Genomic DNA, 17,599 nt, shown 5'->3' with positions numbered 1-17,599 from the left:
TCTGATAAAGGGTGCCTTGTATGACTATTTCTTTGGTTCCAGTATCCCGCACGACACTTGCTTATGTCTCCGCCGAAAAAACTGACGCTGTAAAAACCCCGTCTACCGCGACGCCAGCCGCGAACGAAGAAACGCCGGAGCAAACAACACAACCGAAAACCAGTGCCCCTGTCGCTCAAGCGTCCCGTTTTAAGCAAGCACTGGCAGATAAAATCAACTTGAGCATGCTAGGACGCAAGCTTGACGAAGTTGCCAAGCGGTTAGGGGCTGATGCCACCCCACAAACCATGCTGGCCGCGCTCAAAACCACGCCCATGGCGATTCATCCTGACTCGCTTTATTACGCGGGGGCGGGTGGTAACGCCACGCTGGAATCCTTCATCAGCAGCCTCGGTTTGTATGTGCCCACTGACCCTTTCGCCCTGACCAGTTTGTCAGATGCCGTGATCGCGAGGTCGCAGGAGCACCCATTGGGTAACCAGGGCGGCGCACTGAGTTGGCCGGTGCCGTTAAGCGCAGACGAGCAGCGCCGCTTGAAACTCATGACCATGAATTACGCCGATCCGCTTGGAAACAAGGCGATGGTTATGCAAACCAAAGGGCTTTTACTGGAGTTTTTGCGACATCGCACGCCGCTGTCCCCTGACGTGCTCAAGGACCCAGCCAATGCGTTGAACGGCCTGATCAGTTCTCCGGAGGCGCAACTGATGGGCAAAGCGCTTCAGGAGCAGATGCAGGGAGTTGCCACCGATAGCAGTGGCATGGACTACCTCCTCGCGGCACTGGCATTGCAACTGGACCCCGAATCCATCACGGCTCCGAGCCGCAACACCGTCGCCGGTTTCGATCTGGCCAGCAATAAACATTGGGGCAAGCCGGCGTCCGAGGTCGTGGATGCACTGGGCAAACACCTGGTCAAGCAGGGAAAAACCAGCCCCGAGTTGGCAGGCGCTGGCACGCACTTGCTATTGGCAGCCCGCGCCCCGGTATTTTTAATCAAAGACATCCCCGGCAGCGTGACCTATGGCAGCCCGGCCTGGGTCAACCTGGCAGTCGCTGCGGCGACAATAGACGCCCAGACGCCCGGAAAAGTCGCGAACATGACCTTCGCTCAGGTCATGCTTGAGGCCGAGAGCGCTAGCTTGGCAGACCCGTCTGTTACTGCGACGGTTCAACGTGAAGCCTTGATCGATTGGGGCGTGGCCAATGGCGTGCTGGGGAAGAAGAATGACAGGGAGTATACCGCCGACGAATTGACTACCTTGGTAACAACCTTCAATGACCGTAAATCGTTGATGACGTCGGCGTCGCAGGCCTTGGACAAAGACATCCCTTCTCGTAGAGAAATGGCGCTGGCCGAGCTTAAAAAACGTTTTCCCGGCCAGGAAGCGCTGTTTGAGGAAAAGTTGATTCATGTGTCCCGCGATGTGGGCACCGCCCCGAATGTCAAGTACCGCACCGTGGAGGTCGGTCCTCACTCGTTATTGGATATCGCCATGATGGATTTGGCCGGCACTGACCTGGTTTATATCTCTAGCGACAGTCGTGTTCCGCTGGAGGCACTGAACGCCAATCCCCGATTTGGCGTGGCCAAACCGTTCGAAGCGCAATTCAACAGCGTTATCGAGGAAAAGAAGGACGCGATAGGCACGTACATAACGCATCTGGTCTCCCAGCTGCCTTGGGAAGACCAGAAAAAATTTCACTATGGAAAAATGACCTTTTATCAAAACCACTCCCATACGCTGGGGACCGGATTCTTAGGCAAAACGCATCATCCAAAAGGCGAAGAGTTGCTGGTTAGCATTGAACACAATGGGGTGACAAGTCCGTACAAAATCAGCTTCAACGACGGCGGGATTACACCTGTTCCTAAATGGATGGCAGCGCCCAGGTCTAGGAGAGAGGCGAATGTCGTGCATGAAACGAAGGTGTTCGTGCCAAAAAATGGCAAAGCCAATCTCGAAAATGAACAGACACCTCCAAGTGGGGGGCGTCTCGACAGTTTTACTTCAGACCGCGTCAAACACATCGCTGACGCCTTCGTCGAGCATGTCAATCTCGATGATCCCGCGCTCAAGCAGCAGGCCCGAGGCCTCACCACTGCCGACAAAAATCATGGGAGAGCCGATGTTGTCAGCGATTTCATACTGGACCTGATCCCGTTTCGTTCCGCGATCAACAACTTCATCAAGGGCAATGTTGGCGATGGTCTGCTTGATCTCGGCCTGGACATATTCGGTTTCCTGACCGCTGGCGCAGCGACTGCAGGAAAGGTCGTCAAAATCGCCGGCACCGCAGTGTCCGCCGCGAGCAAGGTGGCACGGGCAGCCAAAGCCATCGGCATGGCGACGTTCAGCACGCTAAATCCGTTGGGCGGCTTGGGTGATCTGGCCGTCGGAGGCGCAAAATTTGTCGGCAAAGGATTTAACAAGGCCACTGAGTGGATCAACACGCTAAGGGCCGCGAGCGGTAACTCTGATCTGCTCAAGGCGATCAGTCAGGAACATGGCACGGCCTTGATAGGCTCGTTCAAGGCGGGAGAACGCAACATCGATGGGGTTGCGGTCCTCAAAAACGATCAGTGGTACCACTATGATCCCGTCTTGAAGCAGCCCTATGGCTCGCCGATCAGGGACTTCAAACCCATTGGTGCACCCCGGCCATTGGTGAATGGAGGGACGAACACTATTTACGGATCTTTGCAGATGGGTCTAAGAAACGCCCAAACGCCAAAGAACATTAACGATTTCAACCGAGGTGTCAGCCGGGGGAGTACGCAGGATCTTCCAGGTTATAGCAGCAATATGAGTGCCGATGAATTAAGGACTCTGGCGTCGAAGAACGCGCTGACACCGGAACAAATGGGCATCCTGGCAAGGGAGTTGAAGGCTCTGGAAATTCAAAATGCCCAGTACGCTTCCAGGGTTCTCTACAATGACGTATACGTGCCGGGGGTCAAAGTTACCCCGGTATCACAACTGGATTACCTGGCTCACGTGGATTTGTCATCCAAGGGCGAGTGCGCGGGGCTGTCGAATCTCATGGCCCTGGCCATCCATTCCGGCAAAGACGACATATTCATGCAAAACCTCTATAGAGCCGCGAGAAACCCGACAGACGCGGACGCTGCCGAGTTTATTCAGGAACTGAACAATCTACAGCGTGCCGTGGGCCAGAAAACCACGTTCCACATGGGTAAACCTTCGATAAAGAAGGATCACCAGAGCATCATTGATGACCTGACGAATTCCTCTACGTCGAAAACATTGAGAATCGGTACCAAGGACCACGGAATGATCGCGGGCATAACGGTTGAGCCCGGCAAAACCGAATGGTTTTTCTATGAGCCCAACTCCGGCATGGTCAAGTTCGACACGTTAGCCTCAATGCAGAACGGCATGGAAAAAGTACTCAACAGTGGTGGAATTGCCGCGAATTTGAATGCTTATGGCTCCAAGCGTGGCGCGCGTGAGTATTACGTCAGCGAGTTCAGCCCCAACGACCTTAAAGCGGCTAACGTTTACACACTGGAGTTAGCCGACATGATAAACAACCCATTGTAAAACGCTCACGTCATAATTGAGCTGGCCGCGCCAATGTGCCAGGGGCCATTGGCGCGACCTGTTTGACGAAACCCCGCAGGTTCTGGCTCCGGCAAGAGACTTTATGCCCCGCTGTGGTCACAATGCAGGCACGAGGGGAACTTGCCTGCAGCGCCAGGACTCACTAGCAAGTTGCCTTTTGATTTTCCATGCACCCTTCTCCATTTTTCAGGAATTCTCGCTATGCCCGCATCCTCCACCATCCTTGTAGTCGAAGACGACGCGATCGTGCGCATGCTGATTGCCGATGTGCTCGAAGAGTTGGAGTTCAAGGTGCTTGAAGCTGCGGACGGCGAACAGGCGCTGAAGATGGTTGAAAGGAACGACCAGATGATCGACCTGATGATGACCGACATGGGCCTGCCGGGCATGAGCGGTAAGGACCTGGCGACCCAAGTACGCGTGCTGCGCCCCGCCCTACCCATCCTGTTCGCAAGCGGTTATGCCGAAAGCATTGAAGTGCCCCCTGGCATGCAGGTGATCGCCAAACCGTTCTCGATCGACCAACTGCGTGACAAAGTTAAATCCATGCTTGCCTGATACTCCCCTTCCTCCGATACCGCCCCGCCGGAGCGGTATGCCAAGTCGTTCGCGCTTTTCCCCTGCAGTGGGCAACTCATTCATTCGGCTTGCTCAACCCACCTCTGGACATTTGACCTGAAAACGCCCGCCGCCATCCCATTGGGGCTGGTGGGGCAAAGCCTGGAAGTCCGGCAGCACTCTCGTCAACGCCTGGGTTGAACCTCAATTCACCGTGGCGCGCCAGGGCGAAGTTCACCTTGTTTGCAGGGATTAACGTGACGTTCGGGAAATAAAACAGGAAACTCGTCGCCTTCACTCCCTCGTCAGTCAAAAGAACTCTGGAAGGACGCAACAACATGATTGGAAAATCGACGCGCCTGCTGTCGGCGAGCCTCGCGATACTCATGAGTACCGGCGCCTTGGCCGATTTCACGGCAACGCCGAGCGAAGCGCGGGCCATCGCCAAGGAAGCCTATTTGTATGGCTACCCGGTCGTGGAGATGTACAAGACGCTCTACACCCAGGCCGTTGATAAAGGCGGTGCCAACTTCAAGGCACCGTTCAACCGTATCGGCAATACCGCCCAAGTGTTCACCCCAAAAGACACCGCGTTCGTGAGCCCGAACTTGGACACGCCGTATTCCTTTGTTTGGATGGATTTGCGCAGAGAGCCGTTGGTGCTGACCCTGCCCAAGATCGAAGACAACCGTTACTACTCGGTGCAGTTGATCGACCTCTACACGCAGAACGTCGCCTACCTGGGCACGCGCAGCACCGGCAACAATGGCGGCCACTACATGATCGCCGGCCCTGACTGGAAGGGTCAGCAGCCGGTCGACGTAGACCGCGTGATCTACAGCGAAAGCAATATCGCCTATGCGCTGTACCGCACGCAGTTGTTTGATGAGAAGGACCTGAACAAGGTCAAGCAGATCCAGAACGGCTACAAGGTGCAGTCGCTGAGCAGCTACGTGAAGCAAGCCGCCCCGGCCAAGGCGCCGAAAGTCGAATGGCCCAAGCCCATGGCGGCCATGACTGAAGGCCCGCAGCTGTTTCGCTACCTGAACTTCATGCTGGCTTTTGCCGCGCCGCAGGACAGCGAGAAAGACCTGCTGGCACGTCTTGCCAAGATCGGTATTGCGCCAGGCGCACCCTTCAAGCTCGGCCAATTGAGCGCCGAACAGCGCAAGGCCCTGGAGGAAGGTATCTCCGACGCTCGGGCCGAGTTTGCCGCGTTCAAAAAAGACAAGGTCGACACTCACCAGGTGTCCAGCGGTGACCTGTTCGGCAGCCGTGATCACCTCAACAACAACTACCTGTACCGCTACGCAGGCGCCGACATGCGGATTTTCGGCAACTCTACCGATGAAGCCGCCTACCTCGACTACTTCGTCGACAGCGAGGGCAAGCCCGCCAACGGTGCGCGCCACAGCTACACCGTGCACTTCGCCAAGGACCAGTTGCCACCGGCCGACGCGTTCTGGTCGCTGACCATGTACGACGGCAAGACCAAGCTGCTGGTGCCCAACCACCAGAAACGCTACCTGATCAATTCGCGGATGCTCTCGACCCTCAAGCGCGACGCCGATGGGGGCCTCACGCTGGCATTGCAGCACCACGAGCCTGCGAAAGCTGAACAAAACAACTGGTTACCAGCCCCGCCCGGTCCGTTTTACGCCGTACTGCGGATTTACCTGCCCAAGCCTGAGGTGGGTAATGGGCAATGGAAACTGCCACCGTTGACGCCGCTCAAGTAAGCGCCATCAGGTGCTCGTTACTTTTTCAGCTTCAAGTACGACTGATGCAGGTCTGACGCCCACCCATCGATTACGCTTTTCACATCATTGGGCGTCATGACCTGGGAGTCGTTTTTCAGCGGCTTGCCGGTGCCCTTTCGCACCACCTGAGCGACTACGCGCCCGCTGGTGCCGTCTAGAAATTGCGCCTCGGTGCCCAGGGTGGTGTCCTGGTCGCGGATGCCGGTGCCGGTACTGACCGCTGCTGCAACCAATGCGACGGGCACAAACTCATAGGGTTTCAACCCTTGAGTCTTGCTGCTCACAGCCGTGATTGCCGCGCGTACCACCAACACACCTTGGCCTGGCGCCTGAGCCAGGGGTAACGACTTCCCCAGCTCGCGCTTGAGCGCCTGGTTGAAGTAGTCGTTGATGCCACGCAACGTGCTCTCGGGGATTTTCGCCGTGGCCGCAGGTTTGGGATAGAACTGGGTCGGCTCGACGTACACCGCGTTGTACCGGCTGAGGTCCAGCTGAGGGTCGACCCAGCGCATCACCTCGGCACCCGAAGGCGACCTGGCTTCCTTGAGGCGGCTGTAGTCGGAAAGGAAACCCGAATACTCATCCGGTTGTGTGACTTTGCTGGCACAGCCCACCATCCCGATCGAGGCGATGCAAAGCGAGCTGATCATTAGCCCAAGTTTCATGTTTGAACTCCTTGGCAATCATCATCAGAACGTTGAGCTGTAGGTATAGACAATCCTGGCAAAAAAGCGCTGATCAAGTGTTAGCCGCGTTCGCGGGGGATCAGGCTCTGTAATTGCGCCGCGAGGAAGTTGGCGTCGAAGGCGAAGGTGTCCGGGTCTTTCAGGCCATTGGTTTTCTTCCAGAGCCAGTCGTTTTTCTCAGCCGGCAGTACCAACGATACGCTGCCATGGCGGGCGGCGGTCAGGCCCATCACCGAGACGGAGATCGAGCCGCCTGCACCCATGACATCCGGTACGAAATCCACAGGTTTGCCCGCAATGTGGACGGTGAGCTTTTCAGTCTTGAAGGTTGAGGTCTCCACCGGCAGGCTCGGGCCGCTCGCGACATAGGCTTCACGATGGACTTCCAGCAAGCCCGCGGTCTTGACCGGCTCCAGCCACTGGTCGATCTGCTGGAACAGCTCACCGAGCTTTTGCGCCCAGCGCGCCGACTGCACGTCGAATTGCTGTTTTTTATGCGCTTCGCTGTCGGCGTAATGACGAAGCATCTCGCCCAGTTGCTGTACATCGTCCATTGCAGATTCCCTTGGGTGAGCCATGTTGCGAAGCCCGATCATGGCAGATGCAGCGATTCAACGTACGGCTAAAAACTGATCAGTAGTCATTCGGTTTTTCTGAGTCTGTTTTGTTTTGCCACAGCTTCCTACTCTGTCCGCCACTTGGAACCGTTGTGTGTCGGTGGCGTGTTCTTCCTCACAGGCATGCTGCTGATGGTCACAACACCTGGCGCACGGTGGGGTGACGGATTTGAATGTTGCACAGCTTGATGCGCGGATCGCCTGATAACTGCTCCGGTCATTTCGCGGGCAACTGCGTATGACTTATCAACGGTCAGTGCGTAAGGTAAAGCCATTCCCCTTGCCAGGAGCATCGCATGCGCACCATCGGCCTTATCGGCGGCATGAGCTGGGAATCCAGCGCCGAGTACTACCGCATCATCAACCAGCGCGTGCGCGACCAACTCGGCCCGCTGCGCTCGGCGCAATTGTTGATGTACAGCGTGGACTTCGGCCCGGTGGAGCAGGCCCAGCATGCCGGGCGTTGGGACGACGCGGCGCTGATCCTGGAAGACGCCGCGCGCCGCTTGCAGGCCGGTGGGGCCGAGTGCTTGGTGCTGTGTACCAACACGATGCACCTGGTAGCACCGCGTATTGAAGCGGCGGTGTTGATTCCGTTCCTGCATATCGCCGATGCCGCTGGCGCGGCGGCTGTTGCGGCCAATACGCTGACAGTCGGCCTGCTGGGCACCGCGTTCACCATGGAACAGGACTTTCTCAAATCCCGCCTGGCCGCCCAGGGCCTGACCGTGCTGGTGCCCGAGGCGGACGAGCGCCAGGCCGTGCACCGGATAATCTATGAGGAGTTGTGTGTCGGCGTGATCAGCGACACATCGCGTCAGGTCTACCAGCGGGTGATCGAATCCCTCGCCGCACGCGGCGCCCAGGCGATCATCCTCGGTTGCACGGAAATCGGCCTGCTGATTAAGCCGGAACACAGCGACCTGCCGCTGCTGGACACCACCGAGCTGCATGCGCAGGCTGCGGTGGCGTTTGCCTTGCAGGACTAAGCCGACTTGCGCAGACGCGCCATGCTCAGGGTGTCGACAAATACACCGTCACGCAGGGCGTAGTCGCGCAACCGGCCTTCAACCTCGAAGCCGAATTTGCGGTACAGGTGGTGGGCGGCTTCGTTGTCGGCGTACACCCTGAGTTCCACACGGTGCAGGTTCATCCAGTTGTCGGCCACGTCCAGCGCGGCCGTCAACAAACGCGAACCCACGCCCTTGCCTTGCCAGGCCGGGGCCACGCCCATGCCAAACGAGCCCACATGGCTTTGACGTACGCGCAGATACTGTTCCAGGCCAAGCTGGCCGATCACCTCACCCCCATGCACCGCCACCAGTTGCAGCCGGCGCTCGTTGTCCTGCACCAGCTTGTTGCGCCAGGCCTCTACCGATTGGAAAGGCATCTGCAGCACCTGCCGGCACACGGCCGGGTCGTTATAGAGCGCGGCGACACCTTCAAGGTGGGCTTCGGTAAAACGCTGGATCACGATATGCGGTTCAGGCGGGTGCATTGTGTTTCATCCTTTGAAAGACAAGTGGCCGCTCAGTGTAGGGTGAAAGTCGTCCGTCTGACGAGTCCGGAACTTTCCTACGAATCAATGGGCTACATCATGCATCTGCAGGATGGCGATATCACCCGGCCGCGCTGATACTTGGCCCAGGCCCTGCCACGTCCATCCCACGTTTCGGCCTTCAACCCTGTGACGAGAACAATAAAAAAGTCCCACAGAGGAACGCCCATGAGCCGTATTGAACCCCTGGGCCTGTTACAGGCCTTCAGTACCCTGATCCTGGACTTGCATCGACTGGCCCAGCAGGACATCGAACACTTTCACCGGCATGCCCTGACCCGCATCAGCCAGTTGCTGCCTTTCGACAGCGCCTGGTGGGGCCGCGCGGCGGTGATCGAAGGCTTGCCGGAAGAGCACAGCAGCTACCTGCACCACTTGCCGCCAGGGTATTTGACGCACTGGCAGTCAATCCGCCATCTGGACGTGACCTTCGGGCGCGTGCATGCGGTGCCCGGCCAGGCCGTGATCATCGATATGCGCAAACCCGCCAGTGGTGCTGGTTTGAACTGGCTGGGCGAGCAGCACGGCATCAGCGAGTTGTTGTGCGTGATCCATATCGACCCGCACACCTGCCTCAGCGATCACCTGACCTTGTACCGCAAACCGGGTGCGCCGAGGTTCACCGAGCAGGATTGCCTGCTGCTCAACCACCTGATGCTGCACCTGGTGGCGGCGGTCTCGGCCAATCAGACCCGCACCCTGGTGGTCGCTCGCGTCAACCGCGCCCTGCCCTTGCTCAGCCCTCGGGAAAACGACGTGGCCCAGGGGTTTGGCGAGGGCAAGACCTACAAGGAGGTCGCCCGCGACCTTGGCCTGGCGCCCAACACCGTGCGCCATCACATTCGCGCCATCTACAGCAAGCTCGGGGTCAAGGACAAGGCACACATCGCGCACTTGATGCACGCCCCGCCCGACTGACCCACACCCCTGTTCCCGCTGATTGTACTCGGCCGTCTTGACGGTCACGGGCAGCGTTTGCCCATTAAATACACCTCACACGAGACGCCTTGCCATGACCCACACAACCTTGCGTGACCTGACCTTACTGCTGGCCGGCACCCTGCTGTGCCTCGACAGCCAGGCCGCCGACCTCAACGCACGGGACTTTTTCAGTGCGCCGCCGGGCACCCAACTGGGCGTGTTCTACCTGCCCACCACGCGTGCCGGGGAGTTCCACGGCCCGGCCGACAGCACTGGCAAGGCCCAGCTGAAGGTCAACGCCGTGGCCTACCGCCAGGTGTACTTCACCGATGCCTGCGGGACTTTGTGCACGCCGCAGTTCATCGTGCCCTTCGCCGACATCAACGCGCGTTTGCCGGGTGCCAGCCAGCGCACCGGCGAAAGCGGGCTGGGTGATCCGCAGGTGGGCGGCACGCTGTTTTTCATCAACGATCCCGCGTCGCGCACCTACAGCGGCTTGCTGAGCCTGATCACCGTGCCGGTCGGCGAATACCACCGTAACAACCCGGACGTATCCCCCGGCGCCAACCGCTGGGGCGCGACCTTTGTCTACAACTACACCCAGGGCATCGGCGAAAAATGGGTGTTGGAAGCCAACCTGGAAGCCCAACTCTACGGCAAGAACGATGACTACTTCGCCAGCGAACTCAAACAAGACCCGCTGTATCGCCTGCAAGCCTTCGCCTCCTACGACTTCACTCCCGCCACCTACGGCGCATTGCGCCTGATACAAGCCGAAGGCGGTGCATTGCGCATCAACCGCCAGCGGATCGACGACACCCGCAAACGCTATACCCAGGTCGGTTTCGAAGTCGGGCACTGGCTCGATCAACAGAACCAACTGATGTTCAGCCTTTCGCAAAACGTTGCGGCGTCCAACGGCTATGCCGGGACGGACGCGTTGTTGCGTCTGGTCCACGTGTTCTGAACCCCTGCCCCGGAGATTGACCATGAACACTCAAACCCGACCCTGGGAAATGCTCGCGGCCATCGTGCTGTTTGCCGCGATCACCCCGACCATCCTGATGACCGCCCCCGCCGTCGCGGCGCAGTTGGCCAGCCAATGGCAACTGAGCCCGTCGCACATCGGTGACCTGTTTTCCGTTGAGCTGGGTGCAATGAGCCTGGCGACACTGCCCGCGTTATGGTGGCTCAAACGCGTGAACTGGCGGCTGGCGGCGTTGGTCGCTGGGGTGCTGTTTATCGTCGCCAACCTGTTGTCGACAGGCGCCGAGACTTATACCGATTTGCTGCTCGCGCGCTTCGTGAGTGCGCTGGCGGGCGGCTCATTGATGATCATTTGCCTGGCCAGTGCCGCCACCACCGCCAACCCCAGCCGAGTCTACGGGCTGTGGGTGATGGGGCAACTGGTGGTCGGCGCGGTTGGCCTTGCAGTGCTGCCGGGGTTATTCGAACGCTATGGGTTGAATGCCTGCTACCTGATCCTCGCGGGGCTGATGACGGTATTGCTGCCCCTCGTCCGTGGCTTCCCCAGCGGCAGTCCGGCACCAGAGGCAACCAATATCCTTTCTGCGCCCGGTTCGCGCTGGAGAGCCGCGCTGGGGATAGGCGCAATCCTGGCCTTCTACATCAGCCTTGGCGGCGTTTGGACCTTTATCGGCGCCCTCGCCACCAGTGCCGGGATTTCCCCCCAGCAAAGCGGCGAGGTGCTGGCGATCGCGACAGTGATGGGCATCGCCGGTGCGGCGAGCGTCTCGCTGATCGGCGCGCGCCTGCCGCGTGCAGTGCTGTTGCTGATGGGTTATGCGCTGATGGCGGCAGCGGTGCTGCTGTTGCTCGGCCAGCCCGCGCTGCTGCGTTTCGCCCTGGCGGCGCTGCTGTTCAAGTTCACCTGGACCTTCGTCCTGCCGCTGATTCTCGCCTGCCTGGCCGACCTCGATCACAGCGGCAAGCTGATGAACGCCTCCAACCTGGTGATCGGCGGCGGCCTGGCCATCGGCCCCGCCATCGCTGGCCGGCTGATCGAAGCCAGCGGCGGGTTTACCGCGCTGTTGATTGGCGGCGCCGTGATCACCCTGGTGTCCCTGGTAATGATCCTCGGTAGCCGCCCCCCACTTCCCGCTGAACTGGAGCCTGTATGAACCGAACCACTGCGTTTTTCTTTGATGAGTTGAGCCTCTGGCACAGCGCCGGTGCCCATGCGTTGACCTTGCCTGTCGGCGGATGGGTGCAGCCGCCAGCCGGCGTCGGGCATGCCGAGTCGCCGGAGACCAAGCGGCGCCTGAAAAGCCTGTTGGACGTGTCCGGATTGAGCCGCCACTTGCTCATGCGCAGCGCAAACCCCGCCAGTGAAGACGACTTACTGCGGGTCCACGGCAGCGAATACCTGCAACGGTTCAAGGCCCTGAGTGATGCCGGCGGTGGCCAGTTGGGCCCCGAGGCGCCTATCGGCCCTGGCAGCTACGAGATCGCGCGGCTCTCCGCCGGGCTAACGATGGCCGCTGTGGAAGCAGTGCTCTGCGGCGAGGTGGACAACGCCTACTCGCTGTCGCGCCCGCCGGGGCACCACTGCCTGGCGGACAGCGCCATGGGCTTCTGTTTCCTGGCCAATATCGCCATCGCCATTGAAGCCGCCAAAGCGCGCAACGGGCTGGGCAAGGTCGCGGTGATTGATTGGGATGTACACCACGGCAACGGCACGCAATCGATTTTCGAGGCGCGGGGTGATGTGCTGACGGTCTCGCTGCATCAGGACGGTTGCTACCCGCCGGGTTACAGCGGCGAGCAGGACCGTGGCTACGGCGCGGGCATCGGGGCGAACATCAATCTCCCCTTGCCACCGGGCAGCGGTCACGCCGCTTACCTGCATGCCATGACGCGCGTCGTGGTGCCCGCACTCGAGCGTTTCCAGCCGGAGCTGATCATCGTCGCCTGCGGTTATGACGCCAACGCCGTCGACCCGCTCGCACGCATGCTGCTGCACAGCGAGTCGTTCCGCCTGATGACCCGCGTCGTACGCCAGGCCGCCGACCGGCTGTGCCAGGGCCGCCTGGTGCTGGTGCATGAAGGCGGCTACAGCGAAGCCTATGTGCCGTTCTGCGGGCTGGCGACCGTCGAGGAGTTGAGCGGAGTACGCACGGCGGTGGACGACCCGATGCTGGAGTTCTTGCGGTTGCAGCAGCCCAAGGCGGCGCTGCTGGCGTTTCAGACGCAGTGGATCGAGCGGTTGGCGCAGGGTTCTACCGATTAGCGTGCTGCCAATCGCCATACCCGCGCGATATCCGAGGCGCGTTCACGCAGCAGGCGCGGCGCTTCACTGCACGCTTGCTCCAGGCTCATCGGCCCGGACGGCAAAGCAAATGCAGCGTCTACGCCGTGGGCATACATCTGCTCGTAGCCTTCACCCAACGTCCCGGCGATGACGATCACAGGAACCTTGTGTTGCTGGGCAATGCGCGCCACGCCGAACGGGGTTTTGCCGCGCAGGGTCTGGGCGTCGAAGCGGCCTTCGCCGGTGATCACAAGGTCGGCGCCGCGCACGGCTTCGTCCAGGCCGACCAGTTCGGCCACCACTTCCACACCGGCGCGGAACTGCGCGCCGAGGAACGCCTTGGCGGCAAAGCCCAGGCCACCGGCGGCGCCGCTGCCGGGTTCATCGCGTACGTCCTTGGGCAACACCTTGGCGCAATGGTCGGCAAAGTGGCCGAGGGCGGCGTCGAGTTGCTGCACCTGCTGTGGATTGGCGCCTTTTTGCGGGCCGAAAATCGCTGAGGCGCCGTGGGGGCCGCACAACGGGTTGTTCACATCGGCGGCGATTTCAAAACGTACCTGGGCCAGGCGTGGGTCGAGCTGTTCCAGGCTGATGCGCGTCAGTCGCGCCAAGGCCAGGCCGCCGGGTGCCAGGGCTTGATCCTCAGCGTCGAACAGTTGCACCCCAAGTGCCTGCATCGCCCCCGCACCGCCATCGTTGGTAGCACTGCCGCCAATCGCCAGGATGATGCGTTGCGCGCCGATATCCAGGGCCGCTCGGATCAGTTCACCGGTGCCGTAGGTACTGCTGGTGCAGGCATCGCGCTGTGCTGGCGGGACCAATTGCAAACCGCTGGCCTCGGCCATCTCGATGATCGCGGTGTGGCTGTCCGCCAACCAGCCCCAACGCGCTTCAACCGCAACGCCCAGCGGCCCGCGTACCGTTTGCCGACGCAACTCGCCATGGCAGGCGGCGAGCACTGCGTCGACCGTGCCTTCACCACCATCCGCCATCGGGCACTGAACCAACTGTGCACTCTGCCAGACCTGCGCCAGCCCTTCGGCAATGGCCAGGGCGACACCTTCGGCACTCAGGCTGTCCTTGAACGAGTCGGGGGCGATGATGATTTTCATGGGCTTTCTCCGGTTTTTATAACGCCCATGCTGCCAGTTGGCACCGGCAATGACGCCGGTCCGATGCACAAGTTCGGGTGAGGTTTGTTGTTCATTCCGACAAAGGCTGGGGCAATAACTGCACGCCGAGGTACAGCGCGAGCATGCCATCCAGGGTCAGCGGGTCGACACCGCTGAGTTCGGCAATGCGCTCCATGCGGTAACGCAGGCTGTTGCGGTGGATGCCCAGGGCGTCGGCACACGCCTGGCTTTGCCCGTCGTGCTCGCACCAACTGCGCAGGGTCGCCTGCAACTGGCCGTTGCTGTCTTTGGCCAATACCTTGCGCAACGGGTTGAGCAATTCGTCCAGGGCATCGTCATTGCGATGGCGCCAGAGCATGACCGGCAGGCGGTAGCGGTTGAGGGTCAGCAGGCGCGACTGAGGCAGCACATCGCGACCGTAGGCCAGCAAGTCACCGACTCGACGGTAGCAACGGCGTAAGCCCGCGAGCCCATCGGCCTGCCCGCCTACGGCCACCCGCAGGACCGTCCAACCGAGGCCTTCGAGTTTTTCCAGCAGCCGTGGATTGTCCACCTGCACGGCGGCGGGCCGGCACCACAGCAGGGAAAACTGCGCGGAGCTGACGCACCAACTGTCCGGGTAGCGGGACGTCAGCCAGGCACTCAACGCCTCGGCCGATTGCCCCACGCCCAGTTCAAACAGGTACGGCGTGCGCGACAACTGCGGCTTGAGGCCCAGTTGCTGCGCTTCGTCCACCAGGCGCGGTGAGTCGCCGCTGTCGGCCAGCAGCAAGGCGAGCAGGTCGTCGCAACGCTGGCGCCGCCATTGTTGCTCGACTTGCTGGTGACGGTGGCTGACCAGCATTTCAGCGGTCATGCGCACGAGTTCGGCGTACGTGCGCAGGCCTTCGGGCTCGCCGGTGATGCCCAGTACGCCGATCAGGCGCTGATCGTGCATCAACGGCAGGTTGATGCCCGGCTGCACACCCTTCAGGTGTTTGGCGGTTTGCCCGTCGATTTCCACCACACGGCCATTGGCCAAGACCAGTTGCGCGCCTTCGTGGCGGGTGTTGATGCGCTCGGGCTCGCCGCTGCCGAGGATCAAGCCCTGGCTGTCCATGACGTTGACGTTATAGGGCAGGATCGCCATGGTGCGATCGACGATATCCTGCGCCAGGTCATGATCCAGCTCGAACATGGGGCCATCTCCTTGAAAGAAGTCCTTGAAAGCGACGGTTGTTCATCAGCACAGCGCAAAGCGTACTTCACTGTGCGCGGGCACAAAGACAGCAGCCTGCCAGGTGGCCGAGACTCGTTGGGCGATCCACGTTACCTTCGCATCGCAAAAAATCATAATAAAGAGAGAACGCCATGTCACAGAGCGCCGCTGCCACACTGGCCACCGATGACGATAAAAACGCCATCTACAAGCGCATTACCCTGCGCCTGATCCCCTTCATTTTCATCTGCTATCTGTTCAACTACCTTGACCGGGTAAACGTTGGCTTTGCCAAGCTGCAGATGCTCGATGCCCTGAAATTCAGCGAAACCGTGTACGGCCTGGGTGCCGGGATTTTCTTCATCGGCTATGTGCTGTGCGGCGTGCCGAGCAACCTTGCGCTGACCAAGTTTGGTCCACGGCGCTGGATTGCGTTGATGATGATCGTGTGGGGCACGCTGTCGACCTGCCTGCTGTTTGTCACCACGCCGACGCATTTCTACACCCTGCGTCTGTTTACCGGTGCCGCCGAAGCCGGCTTCTTCCCCGGCGTGGTGCTGTACCTCTCGCAGTGGTTCCCGACGTTCCGCCGTGGGCGGATCATGGCGCTGTTCATGTCGGCGATTCCTGTGTCCGGCCTGCTCGGCAGTCCGTTTTCCGGCTGGATCCTTAACCACTTCGCCGCTGGCCAAGGGGGGCTCGCCGGCTGGCAGTGGATGTTCCTGCTGCAAGGCATTCCGACCGTGATTCTGGGCGCCCTCGCCTACTTCCTGCTCAGTGACAGCTTCGCCAATGCCAAGTGGCTCAAGCCCCACGAGCGCGCGGTGCTGGAAGCCGACCAGGCCACAGACCTTGCAAACAAACCGAAAACCACTACCGATTCCCTCGCCGCCGTGTTCAAGAACCCGGCGATCTGGGCGTTTGGCTTGATCTACTTCTGCATCCAGAGCGGCGTGTACGCGATCAACTTCTGGTTGCCGTCGATCATCAAGAGCCTGGGGTTCAGCGACAACCTGATGATTGGCTGGCTCAGCGCGATCCCGTACCTGCTGGCGGCTGTGTTCATGCTGCTGGTGGGCCGCTCGGCTGACTTGCGCAAGGAACGTCGCTGGCATTTGGTGGTGCCGATGTTGATGGGCGCCATCGGCCTGGTGATCGCGGTGAATTTCGCCACGACCCCGGCCATCGCCATTCTCGGCCTGACCATCGCCACCATGGGCGCCCTCACCGGCCTGCCGATGTTCTGGCCGGTGCCGACGGCCATGCTCAGTGCTGGCGCGGCAGCGGGTGGCCTGGCGTTGATCAACTCCATGGGCCAGATGGCCGGCTTCCTCAGCCCGTACATCGTCGGCTTTGTGAAAGACACCACCGGGTCCACCGATATCGCGCTGTACCTGCTGGCGGCGGTGATTGTCGCCGGCAGTGTGTTGGCGTTGCGGATGACGCGTACCCTCAAGGTATAACGCGGTCCATGTGGGAGGAGCGGTGCGACGATTCGACTTGCTCCCTCCCACATTGGGTTCAGTGTTTTAGAGCAAGCCGCCGCCGTCGATATCAATCACGGCGCCGGTCACAAAGCCATTCTCCATGGCCAACACATACCCCGCCGCTACTTCCTCGTCCTGCCCGACGCGCCCCACTGGCAACGCGCCGCCCGCCTTGGCGAACATTGCCAGGCGCTGTTCTTCGCCCAACCCCGCGTACGCCGGTGTATCAATCACGCCGGGGCTGATCACATTGACGCGACGTGGCGCCAACTCCTTGGCCAATTGCTTGCCCAATGCTTCGGTGGCGGCATTGATGCCGGTCTTGATGAACTGCCCGGCCGCCAGTTTGCGACCGAGTTGGCCGGAGGTCAGACAGATGCTGCCGCGCTCATCCAGAAATGGCAGTGCCAACTGAATCGCCCGTAGCGAGCCCCAGAGTTTCACGTTGAAGTTGTCTTGGGCTTCGCTCAGGTCAGTCTCAATCAGGGGCTTGGCGCGCACCGACGGGCCAGAGGTGTAGACCAGATGGTCAAAGCGCCCCACGGTTTCGAACAGGCGTTGCAGGGAAGCGGCATCGGTGACGTCCACCGGCTCGCTACGTACACCGTTCTCAACGCTTGCGGCCAAGCGCCGCCCGGCGAGCACCACCTGTGCGCCACGCGCTGTGGCCGCCTTGGCCACCGCCGCACCGATCCCGCTGCTGCCGCCGATCACGATGACTGTTTTGCCGTTAAGGGTGGAGCTCATGGGGAAATATCCTGGGTGAGAAAGTGAGCGCTTATCTTCCCAGCTTGGCAATCGGCGAAAAATCCCGGTAAAACGA

15 protein-coding genes and 1 pseudogene are annotated in these 17,599 nt (G+C 60.5%); 10 read left to right on the top strand and 6 right to left on the bottom strand.

Translation table 11 applies throughout. From position 1 onward, the window contains the following. The first annotated feature begins 20 nt into the window (after window positions 1–20). From ACR52_RS24950 to ACR52_RS24940, 4 genes and pseudogenes are all read left to right on the top strand, one after another. Window positions 21–3,566: a hypothetical protein gene (locus ACR52_RS24950; RefSeq protein WP_236692186.1), complete on the top strand. Its 3,546-nt coding sequence runs from the start codon at window positions 21–23 to the stop codon at window positions 3,564–3,566. Between the two features lie 222 nt (window positions 3,567–3,788). Next, on the top strand, window positions 3,789–4,145 hold the full coding sequence (locus ACR52_RS24945; RefSeq protein WP_048730514.1) for a response regulator: 357 nt from the start codon (window positions 3,789–3,791) through the stop codon (window positions 4,143–4,145). A gap of 93 nt (window positions 4,146–4,238) precedes the next feature. Next, a pseudogene (locus tag ACR52_RS31410) lies at window positions 4,239–4,420 on the top strand (hypothetical protein); the annotation flags it as partial. Window positions 4,421–4,483: 63 nt separating this feature from the next. Further along, complete coding sequence (locus ACR52_RS24940) at window positions 4,484–5,884, top strand: DUF1254 domain-containing protein (protein WP_048730513.1); 1,401 nt, start codon at window positions 4,484–4,486, stop codon at window positions 5,882–5,884. 17 nt (window positions 5,885–5,901) lie between these two features. Here the strand turns inward: ACR52_RS24940 and ACR52_RS24935 are convergent, their stop codons facing one another. Continuing rightward, the gene (locus ACR52_RS24935) at window positions 5,902–6,570 is read right to left on the bottom strand and encodes a DUF3313 domain-containing protein (RefSeq protein ID WP_048730512.1); all 669 of its coding nucleotides are present in this window, start codon (window positions 6,568–6,570) and stop codon (window positions 5,902–5,904) included. 80 nt (window positions 6,571–6,650) lie between these two features. Further along, window positions 6,651–7,145: a hypothetical protein gene (locus ACR52_RS24930; protein ID WP_048730511.1), complete on the bottom strand. Its 495-nt coding sequence runs from the start codon at window positions 7,143–7,145 to the stop codon at window positions 6,651–6,653. A 359-nt stretch (window positions 7,146–7,504) separates the two neighbouring features. Here ACR52_RS24930 and ACR52_RS24925 point away from each other — a divergent pair, with 359 nt between their 5' ends. Further along, entirely contained in the window at window positions 7,505–8,197 is a 693-nt protein-coding gene (locus ACR52_RS24925; RefSeq protein WP_048730509.1) for an aspartate/glutamate racemase family protein, read from the top strand. Here ACR52_RS24925 and ACR52_RS24920 read toward each other — a convergent pair. Beyond that, window positions 8,194–8,706 carry a GNAT family N-acetyltransferase gene (locus ACR52_RS24920; protein ID WP_048730507.1) on the bottom strand — a complete coding sequence of 171 codons (513 nt, stop codon included), beginning with the start codon at window positions 8,704–8,706 and terminating at the stop codon, window positions 8,194–8,196. The two genes, ACR52_RS24925 and ACR52_RS24920, sit on opposite strands and share 4 nt — an antisense overlap. A gap of 228 nt (window positions 8,707–8,934) precedes the next feature. Between ACR52_RS24920 and ACR52_RS24915 the strand changes: the two genes are divergently transcribed. The 4 genes from ACR52_RS24915 (at window position 8,935) to ACR52_RS24900 (ending at window position 12,937) form a co-directional block, all read left to right on the top strand. Continuing rightward, window positions 8,935–9,684 carry a helix-turn-helix transcriptional regulator gene (locus ACR52_RS24915; protein WP_048730504.1) on the top strand — a complete coding sequence of 250 codons (750 nt, stop codon included), beginning with the start codon at window positions 8,935–8,937 and terminating at the stop codon, window positions 9,682–9,684. A gap of 94 nt (window positions 9,685–9,778) precedes the next feature. Continuing rightward, window positions 9,779–10,654 carry a transporter gene (locus ACR52_RS24910; RefSeq protein WP_048730502.1) on the top strand — a complete coding sequence of 292 codons (876 nt, stop codon included), beginning with the start codon at window positions 9,779–9,781 and terminating at the stop codon, window positions 10,652–10,654. A 22-nt stretch (window positions 10,655–10,676) separates the two neighbouring features. Then, a complete protein-coding gene (locus ACR52_RS24905) occupies window positions 10,677–11,828 on the top strand; it encodes an MFS transporter (protein ID WP_048730500.1) in 1,152 nt (383 codons plus the stop codon). Further along, complete coding sequence (locus tag ACR52_RS24900; RefSeq protein ID WP_048730498.1) at window positions 11,825–12,937, top strand: class II histone deacetylase; 1,113 nt, start codon at window positions 11,825–11,827, stop codon at window positions 12,935–12,937. Before ACR52_RS24905 ends, ACR52_RS24900 begins: the two co-directional genes overlap by 4 nt. Here ACR52_RS24900 and ACR52_RS24895 read toward each other — a convergent pair. Both ACR52_RS24895 and ACR52_RS24890 read right to left on the bottom strand, forming a co-directional pair. Continuing rightward, the gene (locus tag ACR52_RS24895; RefSeq protein ID WP_048730495.1) at window positions 12,934–14,070 is read right to left on the bottom strand and encodes a glycerate kinase; all 1,137 of its coding nucleotides are present in this window, start codon (window positions 14,068–14,070) and stop codon (window positions 12,934–12,936) included. The genes ACR52_RS24900 and ACR52_RS24895 overlap by 4 nt on opposite strands. 91 nt (window positions 14,071–14,161) lie before the next feature. Beyond that, complete coding sequence (locus tag ACR52_RS24890) at window positions 14,162–15,268, bottom strand: sugar diacid recognition domain-containing protein (protein WP_048730493.1); 1,107 nt, start codon at window positions 15,266–15,268, stop codon at window positions 14,162–14,164. 173 nt (window positions 15,269–15,441) lie between these two features. Between ACR52_RS24890 and ACR52_RS24885 the strand changes: the two genes are divergently transcribed. Next, window positions 15,442–16,752 carry an MFS transporter gene (locus ACR52_RS24885; RefSeq protein WP_048730492.1) on the top strand — a complete coding sequence of 437 codons (1,311 nt, stop codon included), beginning with the start codon at window positions 15,442–15,444 and terminating at the stop codon, window positions 16,750–16,752. Between the two features lie 66 nt (window positions 16,753–16,818). Here the strand turns inward: ACR52_RS24885 and ACR52_RS24880 are convergent, their stop codons facing one another. Next, on the bottom strand, window positions 16,819–17,523 hold the full coding sequence (locus tag ACR52_RS24880; protein WP_048730490.1) for an SDR family oxidoreductase: 705 nt from the start codon (window positions 17,521–17,523) through the stop codon (window positions 16,819–16,821). Window positions 17,524–17,599: the final 76 nt, after the last annotated feature.

It is taken from the genome of Pseudomonas fildesensis, assembly GCF_001050345.1.
GTDB classification, from domain to species: domain Bacteria; phylum Pseudomonadota; class Gammaproteobacteria; order Pseudomonadales; family Pseudomonadaceae; genus Aquipseudomonas; species Aquipseudomonas fildesensis.
The sequence above is the reverse complement of the archived record's forward strand: the minus strand, read 5'-3'. Positions and strand labels throughout refer to the sequence as shown.